General features: G+C 66.9%; 19 protein-coding genes and 1 pseudogene. 10 read left to right on the forward strand and 10 right to left on the reverse strand.

Annotated features, from left to right (window positions below):
* Positions 1-2: 2 nt before the first annotated feature.
* Positions 3-458 (forward strand): GNAT family N-acetyltransferase, encoded by a 456-nt coding sequence (locus HV793_RS16500; RefSeq protein WP_175161441.1) that lies wholly within the window; start codon positions 3-5, stop codon positions 456-458.
* Here HV793_RS16500 and HV793_RS16505 read toward each other — a convergent pair.
* Together HV793_RS16505 and HV793_RS16510 are read right to left on the reverse strand one after the other, a co-directional pair.
* Positions 451-2064 carry an ABC-F family ATP-binding cassette domain-containing protein gene (locus HV793_RS16505; protein WP_175213551.1) on the reverse strand — a complete coding sequence of 538 codons (1614 nt, stop codon included), beginning with the start codon at positions 2062-2064 and terminating at the stop codon, positions 451-453. The genes HV793_RS16500 and HV793_RS16505 overlap by 8 nt on opposite strands.
* Positions 2065-2201: 137 nt before the next feature.
* A complete protein-coding gene (locus HV793_RS16510; protein WP_054456360.1) occupies positions 2202-3092 on the reverse strand; it encodes a LysR substrate-binding domain-containing protein in 891 nt (296 codons plus the stop codon).
* Positions 3093-3276: 184 nt separating this feature from the next.
* On the opposite strand from HV793_RS16510, the gene HV793_RS16515 reads away from it, so the two are divergent.
* Genes HV793_RS16515 through HV793_RS16545 form a run of 7 tightly spaced genes read left to right on the forward strand, consistent with a single transcriptional unit; the run spans position 3277 to position 11702 of the window.
* Positions 3277-4221: an ABC transporter permease gene (locus tag HV793_RS16515; RefSeq protein ID WP_054456359.1), complete on the forward strand. Its 945-nt coding sequence runs from the start codon at positions 3277-3279 to the stop codon at positions 4219-4221.
* Between the two features lie 6 nt (positions 4222-4227).
* A complete protein-coding gene (locus tag HV793_RS16520) occupies positions 4228-5085 on the forward strand; it encodes an ABC transporter permease (protein WP_054456358.1) in 858 nt (285 codons plus the stop codon).
* 1 nt (position 5086) lies between these two features.
* Positions 5087-6742 (forward strand): ABC transporter ATP-binding protein, encoded by a 1656-nt coding sequence (locus HV793_RS16525; protein WP_119451375.1) that lies wholly within the window; start codon positions 5087-5089, stop codon positions 6740-6742.
* 31 nt (positions 6743-6773) lie between these two features.
* A complete protein-coding gene (locus tag HV793_RS16530) occupies positions 6774-7904 on the forward strand; it encodes a C45 family autoproteolytic acyltransferase/hydrolase (RefSeq protein WP_175213552.1) in 1131 nt (376 codons plus the stop codon).
* A 40-nt stretch (positions 7905-7944) separates the two neighbouring features.
* A complete protein-coding gene (locus tag HV793_RS16535) occupies positions 7945-9498 on the forward strand; it encodes an ABC transporter substrate-binding protein (RefSeq protein ID WP_054456355.1) in 1554 nt (517 codons plus the stop codon).
* A 10-nt stretch (positions 9499-9508) separates the two neighbouring features.
* Positions 9509-10549, forward strand: a complete 1041-nt coding sequence (locus tag HV793_RS16540) for a CapA family protein (RefSeq protein WP_119451372.1) — start codon at positions 9509-9511, stop codon at positions 10547-10549.
* 28 nt (positions 10550-10577) lie between these two features.
* Positions 10578-11702 carry a C45 family autoproteolytic acyltransferase/hydrolase gene (locus tag HV793_RS16545; RefSeq protein WP_175213553.1) on the forward strand — a complete coding sequence of 375 codons (1125 nt, stop codon included), beginning with the start codon at positions 10578-10580 and terminating at the stop codon, positions 11700-11702.
* Positions 11703-11836: 134 nt separating this feature from the next.
* On the opposite strand, the gene HV793_RS16550 is transcribed toward HV793_RS16545, so the two are convergent.
* The 5 genes from HV793_RS16550 to HV793_RS16565 all read right to left on the reverse strand — a co-directional run bounded on the left by HV793_RS16550 (position 11837) and on the right by HV793_RS16565 (position 15371).
* Positions 11837-12361, reverse strand: a complete 525-nt coding sequence (locus tag HV793_RS16550) for a helix-turn-helix transcriptional regulator (RefSeq protein ID WP_175213554.1) — start codon at positions 12359-12361, stop codon at positions 11837-11839.
* Positions 12362-12365: 4 nt separating this feature from the next.
* Complete coding sequence (locus HV793_RS31110) at positions 12366-12641, reverse strand: hypothetical protein (protein WP_082401177.1); 276 nt, start codon at positions 12639-12641, stop codon at positions 12366-12368.
* 255 nt (positions 12642-12896) lie between these two features.
* Positions 12897-13310, reverse strand: coding sequence for a PaaI family thioesterase (locus HV793_RS16555; RefSeq protein ID WP_054456351.1), 414 nt, complete (start codon positions 13308-13310; stop codon positions 12897-12899).
* A 42-nt stretch (positions 13311-13352) separates the two neighbouring features.
* Entirely contained in the window at positions 13353-14567 is a 1215-nt protein-coding gene (locus tag HV793_RS16560) for a multidrug effflux MFS transporter (protein WP_175181317.1), read from the reverse strand.
* A 3-nt stretch (positions 14568-14570) separates the two neighbouring features.
* Positions 14571-15371, reverse strand: coding sequence for an SDR family NAD(P)-dependent oxidoreductase (locus tag HV793_RS16565; RefSeq protein ID WP_175213555.1), 801 nt, complete (start codon positions 15369-15371; stop codon positions 14571-14573).
* A 136-nt stretch (positions 15372-15507) separates the two neighbouring features.
* On the opposite strand from HV793_RS16565, the gene HV793_RS16570 reads away from it, so the two are divergent.
* Positions 15508-16461: a GlxA family transcriptional regulator gene (locus HV793_RS16570; RefSeq protein WP_175213556.1), complete on the forward strand. Its 954-nt coding sequence runs from the start codon at positions 15508-15510 to the stop codon at positions 16459-16461.
* Positions 16462-16551: 90 nt separating this feature from the next.
* A complete protein-coding gene (locus HV793_RS16575) occupies positions 16552-18165 on the forward strand; it encodes an NAD(P)/FAD-dependent oxidoreductase (RefSeq protein ID WP_175213557.1) in 1614 nt (537 codons plus the stop codon).
* A 63-nt stretch (positions 18166-18228) separates the two neighbouring features.
* Here the strand turns inward: HV793_RS16575 and HV793_RS16580 are convergent, their stop codons facing one another.
* The 3 genes and pseudogenes from HV793_RS16580 to HV793_RS16590 form a co-directional block, all read right to left on the reverse strand.
* Positions 18229-18576, reverse strand: coding sequence for a hypothetical protein (locus HV793_RS16580; protein WP_054456346.1), 348 nt, complete (start codon positions 18574-18576; stop codon positions 18229-18231).
* A gap of 84 nt (positions 18577-18660) precedes the next feature.
* A pseudogene (locus HV793_RS16585) lies at positions 18661-18765 on the reverse strand (VOC family protein); the annotation flags it as partial.
* A 17-nt stretch (positions 18766-18782) separates the two neighbouring features.
* The gene (locus tag HV793_RS16590) at positions 18783-19991 is read right to left on the reverse strand and encodes a hypothetical protein (protein ID WP_175213558.1); all 1209 of its coding nucleotides are present in this window, start codon (positions 19989-19991) and stop codon (positions 18783-18785) included.
* Positions 19992-20034 lie beyond the last annotated feature (43 nt).

Below are 20034 nucleotides of genomic sequence, written 5' to 3' on the forward strand. Positions count from 1 at the left end.
ACATGAGCACATTGACATTCCGCCCCGCCACCGCCGACGACGTCCCCGCCTGCCTGACGATCCGCGGCCAGACGAGAGAGAACGCATTTTCCGTGGAGGAACTGCACGCATTGGGCATCACCGAGGACAGCTGGGCCGCTGGCGTGCGCTCGGGCGACCTGCCCGGCTTTGTCGCCTGCGCGCACGGCCGGGTGACAGGCTACTGCTTCGGCGACCGCGAGACCGGCGAAATCGTGGTGCTGGCGCTGCTGCCCGAAAGCGAGAACCAAGGCGCGGGCAAGACGCTGCTGCAACTGGTGGTCCGCCATCTGGCCAGCCTGGGACACGAACGCCTGTTCCTGGCATGCGCCAGCGATCCCGCCGTGCGCTCCCATGGCTTCTACCGCCACTTGGGGTGGACGCCCACCGGGGAGCGCGACGAGGCCGGCGACGACATCCTGGAACTGTCGATCAGATAGTTTCCAGGCGCCAGCCTTCCCTGCCCGCAACCAGCCGGTGCGTCAGGTCCAGACGCTCCATGAACGCGTCGTCATGGGACACCACGACCAAGGCGCCCCGGTAGGCGCGCAGCATCGCCTCCAATGCCTGCATCGAAGGCAGATCCAGGTGATTGCTGGGTTCATCCAGCAACAGCAATTGCGCGGGCGGGTCGGCGTACAGCGCGCAGGCCAGCGCGGCCTTCAGGCGCTCTCCCCCGCTGAGCTCGCCGCTGGGCGCCGCGATCTTGCGCGCGTCCAGCCCCAGTTGGGCCAGGCGCGTGCGCAAGTCGGCTTGCGTCGCTCTGCGATTGGCCGCCTGCAACTGCTCCAGCACCGGCCGCTGCGGCGCCAGCATGGCCAATCCCTGGTCCAGATACACGGCCTTTGCCGCGACCCGGCAGGTTCCGCCCGGTGCCTGCAGCTGTCCCGCCAGCACCTTGAGCAAGGTCGACTTGCCGCAACCATTCGGACCGACCACGCCCACCCGTTGCTGCCCGCCCAGCGTAAGGTCGATGCGGCGCGTGGCGGCCGGAACAAACGGCAGCTCCACTGCATCCAGTTCGGCGACGCGCCGCTGCGCCGGCATCGCGGCGGGCGGCGCATGCAGCACGATGGCGTCCTGGTCGTCGACCTGCGCGGCCGCCTCGCGCACGCGCAAGGCAAGCCGCTCGCTGGCCGCCGCATGCTGGTGGCGCAGCTTGCCCGCGGAAGTTTCACTGCGCGCCTTCTGCCGGCCCAGCAGGATCTTGGCCTGATTGGCGTCGCGTGCCTGACGGTTGCCGCGCGCCTGGCGGCGTTCCTGGCGTTCGTGCTGTTCGCGCAGGGCCTGTTCCTCGCGTTGTCGCTCATGCTTGCGCTGCTCCAGCAGCGACAGCGCATTGCTCCGTTCCTCTTCCTTGCGCTGCGCGTAAAAGCTGTAGCCGCCCCCATACCCGCGCAGTCCTAGCGTCGACAATTCCACGATGCGCTGCATCGCCTCCAGCAATTGCCGGTCGTGGCTGATCACCAGCAAACCGCGCGGCCAGCGTTGCAGCTGCTCGGCCAGGGCCTGCCGGTTCGGCCTGTCCAGATGGTTGGTGGGTTCGTCCAGGATCAGGAAGTCGGCGTCCGACAGCAACGCGCCGATCAAGGCGACACGCATGGCCTCGCCGCCGCTGAGCGCGGCGGCCGGCGTCGCCGCATCCAGATGGCCCAGGCCGCAGCGTTCCAGCTCCTGCTGCAACGCGAGGCGCGCCCCCCAGCGCTCGCCCACGATGTCGAAGTCCTCGGCGGCGGCGCTGCCCGCTTCGATGCGCTCCAGCGCAGCCAGCGTGGCCTGCATGCCCGCCAGGCCGCCCACGGTTTCCGCCACGCCGGGCGCCGCCTGCTGGGCCAGGTAATGCACGCTGCCCGAGCGCAGGCAGCGGCCGTGGGCCGGCGGCAGCTGCCCGGCAAGAATGCGGGCCAGCACGCTCTTGCCCACGCCATTGCGGCCCACCAGCCCGGTAGGCCGCAGGTCGAACTGTTCGTCGAGACCGGAGAATAGCGTTCTGCCGTCCGGCAGAACATAAGACACGCCTTCCAGCGCGATATAGGGATTCGTCATGTGCAATTCCAAGGATGCCAAGAACTCCCCCTGCTCTTTGGGGGTGGGTGGAGACTGGCCGTCGCGTAGACGGCGGCATCAGTGGCGCATGGCGAATGACTCCTGGTGAGGTGATGAATACCGCATTGTAATGGGGATCACCGCCTGACCTGGGCATCCTGCTCGATCGTGGCGAGCAGAACGCGCCTGAGGGCGCTGGTCAGATGGCTGCGCGCCTCGTTCTCGAACAGCCCGACGGTGCGCTGCGCGGAGGGATCATCGAAGTAAGCCACGCGCAGCCGCGGATCTTCCTCCCAATGCGCCGCGCGCGTCAGCGGAACAATGGTCACGCCGACATCCTGGTGTACCAGTTCAACCATGGTCCGCAGCGAATTGATTTCCAGGTACTCGCCGAACTTCAGGTGATTCCTGCGGACGAAGGCATCGATCAGCGCCCCCGTGTGCGTGTCGCGCGAAGGCCGCAGGAAGAGCCGCCGCGCCATCAGGCTGGCCACGTCCGCCTTGCCCGCCGCCTGACGGTTGGCGATGAACACAAAGGGTTCTGTGTAGAGCGGCGTCCATTGCGTGCCCGAAGGCAGCTTGTGGGCGTTCTTGACCGCCAGCGCCGCGTCCAGCTCCCCTGCCCGCACGCGCAGCGACAGGTCGCCGGAAAAACTGATCACCGGCTGCACGTTCAGCTTGGGATGCGAGTCCCGCAGGGTCAGTACGGCGCGCGCAAGGAACGCCATGGACGTGCCCACCGACCCCACATCGATGGAACCCACCAGCTCGTCGCCGGCCGGGCCGTCGCGCAGGTCGTCGTACACCGCCAGCAGTTGCTCCGCGCGCGGCAACAGCCGGTGTCCGCCTTCGCTCAGCGACACGATCTTGCCGCTGCGGTCGAACAGGGTGACGCCCAAGTCGTCTTCCAGCGCGCGCATCTGCAGGCTGACCGCGGCCGGCGTCAGCGACACCCGTTCCGACGCCGCGGCGAAAGACCCGCTGCGCGCCACGGCGACGAAGGTGCGGAAGAAGCGGATCGAGCTCATCGGGTGGGCGCCATATCGGTAAGAAGAACTTTATATATCACAAAGTAATTTTAGTTTTACTTCTTTATGACAGGACGTCAAAGTTACGTCGTCCCGCAGCCGAGCCGGCATAGCGGCCCCGTCAACCGTATCGTCACCATCGCGCTGCCGCGGCAGGCGCCGGGACGTGAGCTACGAGCCCCCTATGCTTCGCTTCGCACTCTCGCGCATCGGAATGGCCATACCGACACTGCTGATCGTGTCCGTCGCCGTTTTCGTGCTGATCCGCATGATCCCTGGCGATCCGGCCCAACTGCTGCTGGGCGACCTTGCCGACCCCGCCAGCCTGGAAGAACTGCGCCAGCGCATGGGCCTGGACCTGTCCTGGCCCGCGCAATTCGCCTTGTGGTTCGGCGACCTGCTGCAGGGCGACCTGGGGAAATCCATTACCACCGGCCAGGCCGTGCTGTCCCTGGTCTGGGACCGCTTCCTGGTCAGCGCCCCCATCGTGCTGGCCGCCGTGGCGGCCGCCGCCCTGGTCGCGGTGCCGGCCGGCATCATCGCCGCCTGGCGCCAGAATCGTGCCACCGATATCGCGCTGGTCGGCATGGCCACGCTGCTGGTTTCCATCCCCACCTTCTGGCTGGGCCTGCTGCTGTTGCTGCTGCTGGGACTGAAGCTGGAATGGCTGCCGGTCGTGGGCTACGTGTCGGTGTCGGAGGACGCGGTCGCCGGCCTGCTGTACCTGGCCATGCCCATCCTGACGCTGTTCCTGCACGAGATCGGCGTGCTGATGCGCATGGCGCGCGCCAGCGCCCTGGAGGTCCTGCGCCTGGATTACGTAACCCATGCCCGCGCCAAGGGCCTGAGCGAGCGCGCGGTACTGACCCATCACGTATTCAAGAATTCCTTCGGCCCCACCTGGACCCTGATCGGCCTGGTGCTCGGCAATCTGCTGGGCGGCATCGCGGTGGTCGAGACCGTGTTCACCATACCCGGCCTGGGCCGCCTGCTGGTCGATTCCATCTTCGCCCGCGACTACCCGGTGATCCAGGGTTGCCTGCTGTTCGTCGCGGTCATCTACGTGCTGGTCAACCTGTTCGTCGACCTGCTCTATCCCGCCTTCGATCCCCGCGTTGGAGCGGAGTAAACCGCCATGCAACTGACTACAGCCATCAATCCCGTGAAACCGCGGCGCCGCCGCCTGCCCGCCAATGCGGCCATCGGCGGGGTCATCATCGCCATCGTCGTGGGCGCCGCCCTCATCGGCGCCGTCTGGACCCCGCGCGACCCGCTGGGCATCAGCTTCGCGTCCCGGCTCAAGCCGCCAGGCGCCCAGTTCTGGCTGGGCACCGATGAATTCGGCCGCGACGTGCTCAGCCGCCTGATGGTGGGCGCCTCGACCAGCGTCTGGATCAGCCTCTTGACCGTTTCGTTCTCCATCGTGCTGGGCACCGCCATCGGCGTACTGACCGGCTTCGTGCGCGGCTGGACCGACCGCATCATCATGGCCTTCAACAACGCCCTGCTGGCCTTTCCCGGCCTGCTGCTGGCGCTGGGCCTGCTGGCGGTGGTAGGCGCCAACAAGTACGGCATCATCCTGGCGCTGGGGCTGGCCTATACGCCTTCGGTGACGCGGATCGTGCGCGGCACGGTGCTGTCGCTGCGCGAGAAGGAGTTCATCGAATCCTCGCGCGTGCTGGGCAATTCCGAGCTCTACACAATGTTCCGCCACGTGCTGCCCAACTGCGTCGCGCCGCTGACGGTTCTGGCGACTTCCATGTTCGGCTGGGTCATCCTGGCCGAAAGCGCCCTGTCCTTCCTGGGGCTGGGCGTGCCGCCTCCCGCGCCGACCTGGGGCAACATGCTGGCCTCGGCCCGTCCGTTCATGGCGCAGGCGACGTATCTCAGCATCTTCCCCGGCATCTGCATTTCGCTCACGCTGCTGGGCATCAACCTGCTGGGCGACGCCGTGCGCGACCGCCTGGATCCGCGCATGCGTACGGGTGAATGACATGACGACCAAGCATATGGACGCCGGCGCGACGCTGGCAGAGGTGAACGGCCTGACGCTGACCGTGGGCGCGGGCGGCCGGGAAATCGTCAAGCGGGTCAGCTTCTCCATCAAGCCCGGGGAACTGGTCGGCATCGTCGGCGAATCGGGCAGCGGCAAGACCCAGGCAGCGCGCGCCTTGCTGGGCCTGACGCCGCCGCCGCTGGTGCGCGCGGCGGGCTCGATCACGTTCGAAGGCAAGTCGCTGACCGACGCCCGCCCCGCCACCCTGCGCAAGCTGCGCGGAGCGCGCATCGGCATGGTCTTCCAGGAGCCGATGACCTCGCTCAATCCTTCCATGAAGATCGGCCGCCAGCTCGACGAAGGGCTGGCGCTGCACCGCAAGGACCTGTCCGCCGCCGCCCGCAAGCAGCGGATACTGGAGATGCTGGCGCGCGTCGGCCTGCGCGACCCCGCGGCTGCGCTGGACGCCTGGCCCCATGAATTCTCCGGCGGCATGCGCCAGCGCATGATGCTGGCCGCCGTCATGCTGCTGGAACCCGCCCTGCTGGTGGCCGACGAACCCACCACGGCATTGGACGCCGTGGTGCAGCGCGACGTGCTGGAACTGATGCTGGAGTTGACCCGCGCCCGCAATACGGCCGTGCTGATGATCAGCCACGACCTGCCCATGGTCGCCAAGTACACCGAGCGCATGATCGTGATGCGCCACGGCGAGATCGTGGAAACAGGCACCACCCAGCAGATCCTGGACCGTCCCGCGCATCCGTACACGCGGCAATTGCTGGCGGCCATGCCCATGCGCGGCCCCGCCCGTCCCGTTCCGACCGAGGCGCCCATCGTCGACGTGCGCCAGCTGCTGGTGGACTACGCCGGCCGCCAGCGGCTGTTCGGCCGCACCCAGGCCAAGCGCGCCCTGCACGGCATCGACCTGCAGATCCGGCCGCGCGAGGTGGTGGCGGTGGTGGGCGGATCGGGTTCCGGCAAGACCACGCTGGGCCGGGCCATCGCGGGGCTGCTGGCCCCCACGGACGGCGGCATCTACTTCCGCGGCAAGCCCATTGCGCAGACGGGCGCCGCCTGGAACGACTACCGCCTCAACTGCCAGATGGTGTTCCAGGATCCCTATTCCTCCTTGAATCCGCGCATGACGGTCGGCGAGCTCACGGCCGAAGGCTTGCGCCAGGTGGACGGCATGACGGCGGCGCAGAAGGCCGAACGCGTCCAGACCGTGCTGACCGAGGTCGGGCTGGGCCCGGAGTACGCCAGGCGCTACCCGCATGAATTGTCGGGCGGCCAGCGCCAGCGCGTGGCGATAGCCCGCGCCATCGTACGGCGCCCCGCCTTCGTGATCGCGGACGAGCCGGTCTCGGCGCTGGACGTGACCGTGCGTGCGCAGGTGCTCAAGCTGTTTGCCGAATTGCAGCAACGCCACGGCTTTTCCTGTCTGTTCATCAGCCACGACCTGGGCGTGGTCGAGCAGGTGGCAGACCGCGTGGTCGTGATGCAGGACGGCCAGATCGTCGAACAGGGCCTGCGCGACCAGATCTTCGACGCGCCCCAGCATCCCTACACGCGCAAGCTGCTGTCGGCCATTCCGGCCCTGGAGGCCAACGACAGCGGCGGCGTACGCCTGAAATGGCGGTTCGACCAATGACGCCCGCAGCCCCGCAGGCATAGGAACAGACATGGAAGCGCAAGCCTACTTTCCGCTGGTCGAGGTGGCCGGCACGCCTTACCAGCGCGGACTGCAGCACGGACGCCTGGCCGTCGCGCGCGTGCGGCGCAGCGCCGGGATCTACGCCCGTGCGCTGCAAGAGCTGCGGTACTCGCCCGCGGACCTGCGCCGGCTCATCGCGAACTTCTCGCGCGCCGTCGAGGATTTCGAGCCTGCCTACCTGGACGAGATGCGCGGCATCGCCGAGGGCGCCGGCGTTTCCTTCGAAGACGTGCTGATGATCAACGCCCGCACCGAGATCGTGGCCCTGGCCCGGCGCGCGCAGCTGGTCGGTTCTGCCGCGGTGGCAAGCGACGAATGCACCGGCGCTGCCATCCTGCCTGCCCGCAGCGCCAACGGCAGTTTCCTGCAAGGCCAGAACTGGGACAACCGCCAGGACTGCGCCGACACCATCATCATCCTGCGCGTGCTGCGCGACGACGGCCCCGACGTGCTTACCTTCGTTGAAGCCGGCGGCCTGGCGCGCTATGGCATGAACTCGGCCGGGTTGACCCTGAACGGCAACGGCATGTCCTCCAGCCGCGACTACCAGCAGGACGGCGTGCCCCTGCCGCTGGTGCGCCGCAAGGCCCTGGAACAAGAGCACTACGCGCTGGCCCTGCAGATCGTCACCGGCACGCCTAAAGCATGTTCGTGCAACCTGATCCTGGGCACGCAACTGGGCCTGGCACTGAGCCTGGAATGCGCGCCCGACGAGACCTTCCTGGTCTATCCCGAGGACGGCCTGCTGGTCCACGCCAACCATTGGACCAGCCCAGTGGCGCTGGGCAAGCTGAAAGAGACGGGCATCGCCAGCTCGCCGGAAAGCCTCTACCGCGACCAGCGCGTGCGCCAGCGCCTGTCCGCCGCGGGCAACAAGCTCGGCGTGCAGGACCTGAAGGCCGCCTTCGCCGATACCCACGCCACTCCTTTTTCCGTCTGCCGGCCGGGGCGCGTCAGCGCCCAGGGCTATGCATCCTGCACCACCGCGGCGCTGATCATGGAACCCGCGGCTGGCGTGCTGGAGGTCGCGCGCATGCCCTGGCAGGGCGCCACCTACGCCCGCTATACGGTGGAACGCGGATCCTCCCCTTCCTTCTGAACGTCTTCCGGCTGCAAACCGCTCACAACAAGGACCCATCATGAAACGACCTCTGTATGCGTACACCGCCCTGGCCGCCCTCCTGACGGCCGCCGCGCCGGCCCTGAGCGCCACCGTGCTGCGCGCCCATCAGGACGCGGACATCCGCAGCAGCGATCCGGGCGTCAACCGCGACGCCAATACCGATGGGGTGATCCTGCACGTGGTTGAAGGACTGGTCGGCTACAACGCGAAGGGCCAACCCGCCCCCTTGCTGGCCGAGAAGATCGACGTATCCGAAGACGGCAAGACCTACACCTTCCACCTGCGCCAGGGCGTGACCTTCCACAACGGCGCGCCCCTGACCGCGGACGACGTGGTCTGGAGCTGGAACCGCTACATGGATCCCAAGACGGGCTGGCGCTGCCTGACCGACTTCGATGGTCGCATCGGCCTGAAAGTGGAAAGCGCCGCCGCCACCGATCCCGCCACCGTCGTGTTCAAGCTGGACCGGGCCGCGCCGCTGTTTCTCGATTCGCTGGCGCGCAGCGATTGCGGCATGACGGCCATCACCCATCGCGACTCCGTCAAGCCCGACGGCACCTGGGACAAGCCCATCGGCACCGGCCCGTTCCGCTTCGCGGAGTGGCGCCGTCGCGAATACGTGAGCCTGACGCGCTTCGAGAACTACGCCAACCGGCCGGGCAAGCCCGACGGCTATGTGGGTTCCAAGCGCCCGCTGGTCGACGAAGTGCGCTTTGTCGTGATCTCCGACCCGGCGACGGCCAAGACCGCCCTGGCCAGCGGGGCTATCGACGTGATGTCCAAGGTGCCGTATTCCGAGGTCGCTGAATTGGCGCAGAACAAGGCCATCAGCACCAATGTCTCGCCCCAGTTGGCGCCTTCCACGCTGACGATCCAGACGCGCGACAAGCTGCTGTCCAATCCCTATCTGCGCCAGGCCATCGCCGCGGCGCTGAACTACAAGGAACTGGTGGCCGGCGTGACCTACGGCCTGACCGAGCCCAACAACTCGCTCGTCCCCGTAGCTTCGCCCTACTATGGCGAAGCCGAAAAGCAGGGCTACGTCTACGACCTGGCGCGCGCCAAGGCGCTGCTCGCCAAGGCCGGCTACAAGGGCGAGAAAATCGTCATTTCGACCAACAAGCGCAATCTGCCGAACTACGACGCGGCCGTGATCACACAGGCGATGCTGCAGCAGGCCGGCATCAACGCCGACATCGAGGTGCTGGAATGGGGCGCCCAGCAGGACAAGTGGCAGAAAGGCAATTACCAGATGATGTCGTTCTCGTACTCCAGCCGCATGGACCCCGCCCTGAACTTCGAGGCCGTCACCGGCGACAAGAGTTCCCAGCCGCGCAAGCTGTGGGACGACCCCGCTGCCCGCGCGCTGCTGGAAAAGGCCACCAACGCCACGGCGCCCGCCGAACGGCAGGCCTTGCTGGATCAACTGCACCGGCTGATGCTGGAGCAGGTCCCCATCATTCCCCTGTTCAATACCTTGAGCACGGGCGCATACCGCAAGAACGTCCAGGGCTTCGAATCGTCGATCTTCGGCGCGCCGCTGCTCTGGGAAGTCTCGAAGGCCGACTAGGAACGCCACCATGAATCAAACCCTGTATCTGCTGGGCGACATCAACCTCAAGGGTGTGGATGACGCCAGCGGCCTGTTCGACCGCGTCAGCCAGCCGCTGCGGCAAGCGGACCTGGTGTTCGCCAACCTGGAATGCTGCCTGTACGACCTGCCCGAGCACGCCCAGGAGCGGCGCGGCTTCTATACCTCCCCCCGCCACGCGCAGGTCCTGCGCGACGCCGGCCTGCAGGCGGTGGGCAACGCCAACAATGTCAACATCGGCCATGAAGCGGTGCTGTCCTCGCTGGCGGCCTTGCGGAACGCTTCCCTGTCCAGCGTGGGCGCCGGTGCGAACGCCAGTGCCGCCCGCGCTCCGCTGATCGAGGTACGCGACGGCGTGCGCTACGGCTTCCTGCAGCGCACCGCCGTGTACTGGCCGGACAACCATGAAGCCACCGCGCACCATGCCGGCGTCGCCATCATCCGCGGCCATACCGCCTACCGGCCGCGGCTGGAAATGCAGGCGGCGCGCACGCGCCCCGGCGTGCCGCCCGAAGTGCTGACCTGGGCCGATCCGGAGTCGCTCGCGCAATTCCGGGCCGACGTGGCGGCGCTGCGGGAACAGGCGGACGTCGTGATCGCCTCGCTGCACTGGGGCTACCGGCGCGAGGTGCTGCAGTACCAGCGCGAGTACGCGCATGCGGCCGTCGAGGCCGGCGCCGACATCGTGCTGGGACATGGCCCCCACATGATCCTGCCGATCGAACTGCATCGCGGCAGGCCCATTCTTTATGGCAGCGGCAATTTCTCCTTCCAGGTCGCCCACCAGGCGGACGCGCATACGGAGTGGACCGGCATGACGGTTCGCGTCGACATCCGCGACAAGCGCCCCGCCGCCATGCAGTTCCGTTTCGTGCAGCGCAACGACGCCAACCAGACCGTATTCCTGCCCGCGTCCGACGTGGCCCAAGAACGCGACCTGCTGATCCGCGCATCCGCCGCGCTGGGCGCGGACCTGCACGCCGACGGCGATGCCCTGCTGCTGGACCTGACCGGCCACACCGCCTCCTGAACATCCGTCTCCCCCATTTGATGCTCCCATGAAATACGCCCCGTTTCCCCTAGTCTCGATCTCCGGCGCCCCCTTTGAACGCGGCGTGCAGTACGGCCGCGCCGTGCCCGAACGCATTGCCCGCAGCGCGCGGCACTATCGCGGCGAACTCGACAAGATCGGCACTTCCATGGCCGCCCAGGCTGCCCTGATCAAGGAGTTCGCAGACCAGATCCAGAAGTTCGACCCCGCGCATACCGAAGAAATGCGCGGCATCGCGCAAGGCGCGGGCTGCGCCTTCGACGACGTAGCCCTGATCAACGCCCGCACCGAAGTCATCGCCAAGGCGCGGCTGCTGGCCAAGATGGGCAACCTGGACCCCGCCGAGGGCGAATGCACCGCCGCCCTGGTCATGCCCGGGCGCAGCGCGACAGGCACGCTGATCCATGCGCACAACTGGGACTGGGAACCCGACGCCTGCGACAGCACCATCGTGCTGCGCGCCACCCTGGAAAGCGGCGTCACCTTCCTGACGCTGGTGGAGGCCGGCGGCCTGGCGCGGCACGGCTTCAACTCGGCCGGCATCGGCCTGACCGGCAACTATCTCAGCAGCGACCGCGACTACACGCAGTCCGGCGTGCCGCTGAGCAGCGTGCGGCGCGCTGTGCTCTGCCAGCAGCACGTCGCCATCGCCATGCAGCTGATCGCCGCCACGCCCAAGGCCTGCTCCAGCAACATGATCGTCAGCCAGAACGGCTGGGTGATCGACTTCGAATGCGCGCCCGACGAGAGCTTCACCTTGCTGCCGCAGGACGGCCTCTTGACCCATTCCAACCATTTCATGAGCGAAGTCGCGCTGGGCAAGCTGCGCGAAGCGGGCCTGAAGAATGCCGTGGACACCTATTACCGGGCCTGGCGCGTGCGCCAGTTGCTGGACGCCTGCGGCCCCCGGATCACGGTGATAGACGTGCGGCGCGCCCTGGCGGACGACTGGGCCACGCCCTATTCCGTCTGCCGCCCGCCGCGCGGCACGCTGACGGGCGGACGCTCGGCCACCGTCGCCACCCTGGTGCTGGACACCGCAGGACTCACAATGGATATCGCCGCCATGCCGTCGTTCGGGCAGTTCTTCACCCGCTATGGCCTGGAGGGCGAGGCCTATCCGATCGACTGAACGGGTTGGGCCATGAGCGCATGTTTTTCATGCGCATCGCCGGCGCGAAGGAATATTGCCGGGGCCCGCCTTGCAAATCCTGGACGAGATCGGGACGCTGGCGCGGGCAAGCGCTCTCAAAATGCGCAGGACCGTCATCCCACCAGCGCTTCCAGTGCCTTGGAGGCAGAACGCGAAACGCGCTGCCCTTCCTTTGCCGCATTGACCTGCAAGGCCACACGCGCCACGTCCATGACTTGTTCGACCTGCGGATAGCCGCCCTTGGCCTGCAACCAGGCCAGCACGTCCACCAGGTGCCAGATCGAGGTACTGCCCTCATGGACCGGCAGCGGAAAGCTGTCTGGATACGCCAGCATCAGTTTGCGCATGTTCTGGCGCGAGACGCCGACGATCTCGGCCACATCGGTCAGGCCCACCAGATCGGGTGCGGCCTCGATCAGCTTGGCGGTTGGAACCGCGCGCCTGACGTCTGCCAGCGCCGAGCGCACGGCGGATTCCGCGCTTTCAGCCTCGCGGGTGAACTCCAGCGCGATGCGTCCCGGCAGCCCGGTGCCGACCAGAGCATCGTCGCAACCGGCCGCACCCAGGCGTTCGACCAACGCATCCATGTCATGGTCGCCGTCGGCAAGCTGGTACTTCAAGGTGAAGGTGTATTCCATCGCACTACTCCCATGCGCCGCCGTCAGCCCTAGGCAAGTGGCGGTGCGCAGTACAGTTATTTACGACGCGCAGCAAGGCGCGCGCATGATTGCCGGGGTTCTTCGGGGTGCTCCAGATGCTGGTGATGCAGAATTCGCCGCAGCGGCAGTCCGCCAGATTGCTGGGGCAATAGATCCGCCCCCATGCGTGGCTACCGCCAACTTCCACACGCCAGCCGCATTCTTCGGCATGGTGCAGTGCTGCCTCGACCTCTTTTTTGGGATGGGACGGACGAGCCATCATTGGTATCCAGTATGAAGACATAAGAATAGGTTGTCAATAGACAACCAAGCCACAGCTTCAGGGGATGCCAACAGCGCCGGGCGTCGTGAACGAACGGCGTTCTTTGCGCCGTGGCCGCCGGCCCTGAAAGCCGACGTTGCAGCTTATCGAGGGCGCTCGCGGGAACCAAGGCGGAATCCGTCTGAGAAACGGACGAAAAGGCTGGAATGGCTTGCGGGTTCTACCATCGCGGCCCATCACCGGGCCGCGCGCTCACCAAAGGATGATCTGCGAACAACGGAACAGCGACAGCTTGCGGCCGCTTGCGTCGACCACGGTCGCCGACCAGACCTGGGTCGTGCGCCCCATGTGCTCCGCCACCGCCTCTACGGTCAGCACGCCTTCCCGGGCGGTGCCCAGGAAGTTCGATTTCAGCTCCAGCGTGGTGAAGCCCTTGGCCCCTTCGGGCAGATGCGCCAGGGTGGCGTAACCGGCGCAGGTATCGGCCAGCATCACCTGCGAGGCTGCGTGCAGATAACCGTTGGGCGCCATCATCCACGGCGCCACCGTCATTTCCATGGACATGCGCCCTTCCTCGATTGACAGCGGCCGCACGCCGAAGGTGTCAGGCAACGTGCCGCGTTGCCGTTCGAAGAGACTTTCTATGGTTTCGGGTGAGCGCAGCATTGCGTTTGTCCTTTGTACAGGTTGTCGAGAATCAGGAAAGTACTACCGCTGGCGCTTGCCCGCCATCAACGCAGCGCACGCAAGCACAGAAGCGCCAGCCAACACCCCGCCCAATATCAGCGTGGGGCTGCCGCCCGCCAGGCTGGCCAACGCCGTCATGCCACCCGCGCAAGCCATCTGCAGGCCGCCCAGCAGCGCGGACGCCAGCCCGGCCTGCCGGCTGAAGGGTCCCAGCGCCAGCGCAGTGCCCAGCGGATTGACCAGTCCCATGCCGAACAGATACAGCGCCACGGCGGCCGTGAACTGCGACAGGCCGCTATCTTCGCCGCCCGCCAGCAAGGTCAGCGCGCCCGCCAGCGCCACCGCGCAGCCGGATCGCGCCACCCTGGCCGCGCCAAAGCGGTGAGCCAGGCGCGGCGCCAGCATGCCGGCGGCGAACACCACAAACACCGTGCAGGCGAAGAACAATCCCAACTGCAGCGCGCTCAGACCGAGGCGCCCCATGAGCATGGCTGGCGTGGCTGCAAAAATGGCATACAGGCCGCCGATGACCACGCTCACGGCAGACGCCGGACCGATGAACCGGACATCCCGCGCCAAGTCCGCATAGCCGCGCAGCACGGCAGCGGGCGTCGCCGCAGCGCGCCGGTCGGCCGGATGCGTCTCCCCCACCGTCGCCACATAGGCCAGCGCCAGAACAAGCCCCAGCACCGCGACCAGCGCAAAGCTCGCGCGCCAGCCCGGCCCGTACTCCATCGCGCTGCCCAGCAGAGGCGAAAAGCCCGGCGCGGCAGCCATGGCCACCATGGTCAAGGCCAGGGTGCGCGACAGCGCTTCGCCTTCGAACAGGTCGCGCGCGATGGCCCGCGACAGCACCGAGGCCGCGCATACGCCCAGCGCCTGCACCACCCTGCCCGCCACCAGCAGCGGCAAGGTCGACGCCCACACGCAGACCAGGCTGCCAGCGATGAACAGGACCAGTCCACCCACCACCGGAGCGCGCCGTCCCCAGCGGTCCGACAGCGGCCCGACGAACAATTGCCCGATGGCGAAGGCCAGGAAAAAGCTCGACAGCACCAGTCCCATATCGCGGGCGTCCACGCCCAGTTCGGATGCCATGCTGGGAAACGCCGGCAGGATAATGTTGGTGGACAGCGCGCCCAAGGCCGCCATGCCGGCAAGCACGGCCAGCAGGCGCCCGGTCAGGCGCGCAGGCGCCGCACTGCCCGGCGCCGCAGCGGAGATGGCGGTGTCCATGGTTCAGACCGCGGCCGTGTAGCGTTGTGCAACGGCGCTGCTGGACAGATGGGGCGCCATGGCCAGGCGCGCGGCCTCGTAGGCGTCCCATTCCTCGCCAGCATGCAGCGAGGGAATGGTGACCTTCTCGCCGCGCGCGAAGCCCAGCAAGGCGGCGTCGACCAGGTCTTCGGCGCGCATCACGATGCGCTGGTCCAATGTTTCCACCGGCCGCCCGCCGATGGCCCAGAAGTCCGTGGCCGTGGCGCCGGGCAGCACAGCCTGGACCTGCACGCCAGTCCCGGCCAGCTCGTGTTGCAGCGACTGGCTGAACGCCAGCACGAATGCCTTGCTGCCGCCATAGACGCCATTAAGGACTTCGGGCGCAAGCGCCACGACGGAAGCGATATTGATGATGGCGCCCCGGCCTCGCGCGACAAAGCCCGGAACCGCCGCATAGGTCAGCCGCATCGGCGCGGTGACGTTCAGGTCGACCATGCGCGTCATCTGCTCCACGTCGCTTTGCAGCAGCGGCGTATGCGTGCCGATGCCGGCGTTGTTCACCAGCAAGGTAATGCTGGCGTCCTGGCGCAGCTGCTCTTCGACGCGGGCCAGCGACGCGCGGTCGCCCAGGTCCGCCGCCAATACCTCCACCGCGCGGCCGCTGCGGGTGCTGATGACGCTGGCCAGCGCGTTCAGGCGTTCGCGGTTGCGCGCGACCAGGATCAGGTCGTAGCCCTGCTGCGCGAGCTTTTCCGCGTACAGCGCGCCGATGCCGCTGGATGCGCCCGTAACGAGGGCAGTGCCGGGTTGGGTTTGTGCCATGGTGAGACTCCGTAGGGGTGATTGCGATGGAAGCCATATTGCGGCTTGCAGCCCATGGCGTAAATGACGTATATAGTCATAAATAAGGACATTGACGCAGGACATACGCGGGGCCATAGCCCGCAAGGACGCTCCCATGCACCGCATCGGTTACATACTTCCCGAAGGCTTCCAGATCATCGGCCTGGGCACGCAGGCCGTGTTCGAACTCGCCAATGTGGTGGCGCGCGAGCCCTTCTACGCTATGGAGAGCTACGCCCTGGATGGCGCGGTGCGCGCCTCGGCTGGCCTGACGGTACAGGCCCGTCCGCTCACCGTCCGCAGCCAGGCCGACACCTGGCTGGTGGCCGGCGTGCTTTCGCCCCTGTCCAGGCCCGTCGCGCCCGAACTCCCCCGGCTGCTGGAAAAACTCGCGCCCCGCTCGCGCCGCGTCGCCGGCCTGTGCACCGGCGCGTTCCTGCTGGCCGACGCCGGCCTGCTGGACGACCGGCGCGCCACCACGCACTGGTACTGGGCCGACGCCTTGCAGCAGCGCCATCCGCGCGCGCGGGTCGAGGCCGACCGCATCTACATCGCCGACGGGACGGTCTGGACCTCCGCCGGCATGACCGCGGAAATGGACCTGGCCTTGGCGCTGGTGGAAAAAGACCTGGGCGCGGATATCGCGCGCGCGGTGGCGCACCGGCTGGTCATGCATCAGCGCCGCTCGGGCGGCCAGTCGCAGCACTCGGAAATGCTCAGGCTCGCGCCCAAGTCCGACCGCATCCAGCAGGCGCTGGAACATGCCCGCCGCAACCTCGCCCGCCCCTTGAGCGTGGAGGATCTGGCCCAGGCCGCCAGCCTGAGCCCGCGCCAGTTCAGCCGCGTATTCACGGCCGAGACCGGCCAGTCGCCCGCCAAGGCCATCGAGGGGCTGCGGCTGGAAGCTGCCCGGCTGATGATAGAAAGCAGCCGGCATCCGCTGGAAGTCGTGGCCAGGGAAACCGGTTTTCGCGACCGCCGCCACCTGCGCGAGGCTTTTCTGCGCGGGTTCGGCATGCCGCCCCAGGCAGTGCGGCGCGACGCGCGGACCAGCCCTCCCGGCCCCTGACCGGCGCCAGATACCCCGCGGCCCCCTGCCTGCGGTCCAGTACAATTCGCGTTTGGCGACGTTGTGCTCGCCCATTTATCTGGACCAAAGATGTTGCGACTGTCTGAAATCAAGCTGCCGTTGAATCACGCGCCCGAAGAATTGCCCGCCGCGATTCTCAAGAAACTGGGTGTAGCGGCCAGCGATCTGCGCGGCCATACCGTTGCCTCCCGCAGCTATGACGCGCGCAAGAAGCACAACATCCTGCTGATCTACACGCTGGACGTCGACGTCGAAAACGAAGCGGCGCTGCTCAAGCGCTTTCACGACGACCGCAACGTCAAGCCCACTCCCGACACCGAATACAAGTTCGTCGCCCAGGCGCCCGCCAACCTAGCCAAGCGCCCCATTGTCATCGGCACCGGCCCCTGTGGCCTGTTCGCCGGGCTGGTCCTGGCGCAGATGGGCTTCAAACCCATCATCCTGGAGCGCGGCAAGGCCGTGCGCGAACGCACCAAGGACACCTGGGGCCTGTGGCGCAAGCGCATCCTGAACCCCGATTCGAACGTCCAGTTCGGCGAAGGCGGCGCCGGCACCTTCTCCGACGGCAAGCTGTACAGCCAGATCAAGGACCCCAAGCACTACGGCGAAAAAGTGCTCAAGGAATTCGTGCTGGCTGGCGCGCCCGAAGAAATCCTGTACGTCAGCAAGCCGCACATCGGCACGTTCCGCCTGGTCGGCATGGTGGAAGTCATGCGCGACACCATCACAAAGCTGGGCGGCGAAGTCCGCTTCTCCAGCAGGGTGGAGACGCTGCATCGGGAAAACGGCCGCGTCACCGGCGTGACCCTGGCCGGCGGCGAGCACATCGAGGCCGACCACGTCGTGCTGGCCATCGGCCACAGCGCGCGCGACACCTTCCAGATGCTGCGCGACCAGGGCGTGTTCATGGAAGCCAAGCCCTTCTCTATCGGCTTCCGCATCGAACATCCGCAGTCGCTGATCGACCGCGCGCGCTTCGGTCCCAACGCCGGCCACCCAATCCTGGGCGCGGCGGACTACAAGCTGGTGCACCATGCCAGCAACGGACGCTCGGTCTACAGCTTTTGCATGTGCCCCGGCGGCACGGTGGTGGCAGCCACCTCCGAACCCGACCGTGTCGTCACCAACGGCATGAGCCAGTACTCCCGCAACGAGCGCAATGCCAACGCGGGCATCGTGGTCGGGATCTCGCCCGAGGTCGATTATCCCGAACATGTGCTGGCGGGCGTGGACTTCCAGCGCAAATGGGAATCCCAGGCCTTTGAGCTGGGCGGCCGCAACTACAGCGCGCCAAGCCAGTTGGTCGGCGACTTCATCGCCGGCAAGGCATCGACCGAATTCGGCTCCGTGCTGCCGTCATACACGCCGGGCGTGCACCTGACCGACCTGGCCACCGCGCTCCCCGAATTCGCCATCACCGCCATCCGCGAGGCGCTGCCCGTCTTCGACAAGACCATCAAGGGTTTCGGCATGCACGACGCGGTGCTGACCGGCGTCGAAACCCGCACCTCATCGCCCATCCGCATCAAGCGCGACAACGAAACCTTGCAGAGCCTCAACACCCAGGGACTGTTCCCGGCGGGTGAAGGCGCGGGCTACGCCGGCGGCATCCTGTCGGCGGGCGTGGACGGCATCAAGATCGCCGAAGCGGTGGCCTTGAGCATCATGAGCCGGCAGGCGTAAACAGTCGCACCTGCGGCGCCCGGGTTGAAGTGCCTGTGGCCGTCGCCAGGCCGGAGGTCGTTCTCAATCCAGCTTGGGATCAGGAAACGGCAGCTTATCCTGGGAAACGCTGGGCTGCGCTTTCCACTTGCCGTCCTGCTTGTAGAAATCCATCTGGTTCTCGCTGACCGCGGCCCCCAGGGTCACCGCGACCGTGCAGGCGACCTGGCCCGGATACGTGGCCTCCACCGCCGGGATGCAGGTTCCGAGCTTGACCTTGGACGGCCGGGGCATGCCCGTGTCCGCCAGCATGTCGACGATCGCATCCGTCGCTTCGGGAATGGAAGGCAGGACCAGATCCTGGGCCCGGGCCATGCCGCCCATTCCCAACAATGCAACCATCGACGCCACGGAAATCAAGGGCTTGAACATGCGCCAGCTCCATCAGAATTGAGACTCGCGGAGCTTAAAGGAAGCGCCCCTTTGTCACCGTAACAGAGCGCTACGCGTCTATTCCTAAGGCAGCATCCGAGGGTTGTAGACCACTTCCCACAAATGCCCGTCCGGATCCATGAAGTAGCCCGCGTAGCCGCCATAGAAGGTATCGCCTGCGGCCTTGACCACGGGTAAGCAACGCCTCAGTAATCCCTGGCCTCGTCGAACCAGCGCTGCGTCTGCGCTTCGCTTACTCCCAGCCGTTCGACCTGGGCAAGCTGGCTGAACTGCCACACCGCCTCGCCTATGTCTTCGCGCTCGCTGGTCTCGATCCCTTTCATGCCGTTGAAGTGGCGGGTAAAGACAGAGATTGCGGCTTGGACCTCAACGGTATTGCTTGCGCTTTCCAGCGCCGACCGGGCCGTGTCGTAGGCCGTATTCGCCGACTTCGCCATGCGGCTGTTCCAGCCCGAGAAAGGCCGGCCGTATTCGCTTTGCCACCACTCCCGCTTGCGCAGCTGGGAGACGGAGTTGTAACCGCCCCATGCGCGGACCTTCTCCCTTGCCTTCATCTGCGCCTTCAAGCGCTTGCCCGCGGCTTCGTCGACGTTGTAGGCGATGAACCTGTCCAGCGCGGGCCAACTGGCCAGTTCCGGCAAGCCATCCAGATCGGGCGTGAATCGGATCTCCAGACTTGTCAGGCGCGGCAGGCGGGCAAGCGCCTCCCAACCGCTGAAGCCGCCCCAGAGCGACAGGCTCTCCAACTCCGGAAAGCGATCGATTCCCTGCAGCGAAATGGGCTGCCCCAGCGGCGCGCCATGCAGCGCCAGCGCGCGCACGCCCCGCAGCGGGCCGAGATCGGGCAAGGCGTAAGGCGCCACGCCAGTCCGGCGCCCCAGCGCCGGCCGCAGCGACAACATATCGGGCAGTTCGCCCGCCACGGCAATGTGCGTCAGGTCGCCAAACAACTCCAGGTCACGGACCTGAGGCAACCTGGCTTCAAGATGCCCCGACACCTGGTCCAGCCGGATGCGCAGCGTCTGGATTCTTGCCGCGCCCGCGTCGATGGCGCGCCTGCCTGAGTATGCCGGCGCCCAGCTGAACTGCTCGATTTCGCGGCCCTGCGACCAGCCGAAAAAACCGCTGTCGTTGCCGTAATAATCGATATGCCGCGGCCACGGCGAGCCGGCAGGCGTGGAGAACGGTTCAAATGCAGCCCAGTTGATGGCCTCGTCGCCAGCCACGTGCAGATCAGCCTTCTTGCCCATGCTGGCCGGGCCGATGATCAGATTGCCGCGCCCTGCTTCGCGTGCAAAGACGTGGCTGCCCGCCGCGGTCAGGCTCACCTGATAATGCCCTGCCTCGCTCACCGAGCCCGCGGGATCGCCGGACACGTCTATGGGTACGGACATGCAACTCTCCTTTTGCTTGGCGGGATCCACTGATGGCGGTTCC

This window comes from Achromobacter aegrifaciens, assembly GCF_902859965.1.
GTDB lineage: Bacteria > Pseudomonadota > Gammaproteobacteria > Burkholderiales > Burkholderiaceae_B > Achromobacter > Achromobacter aegrifaciens.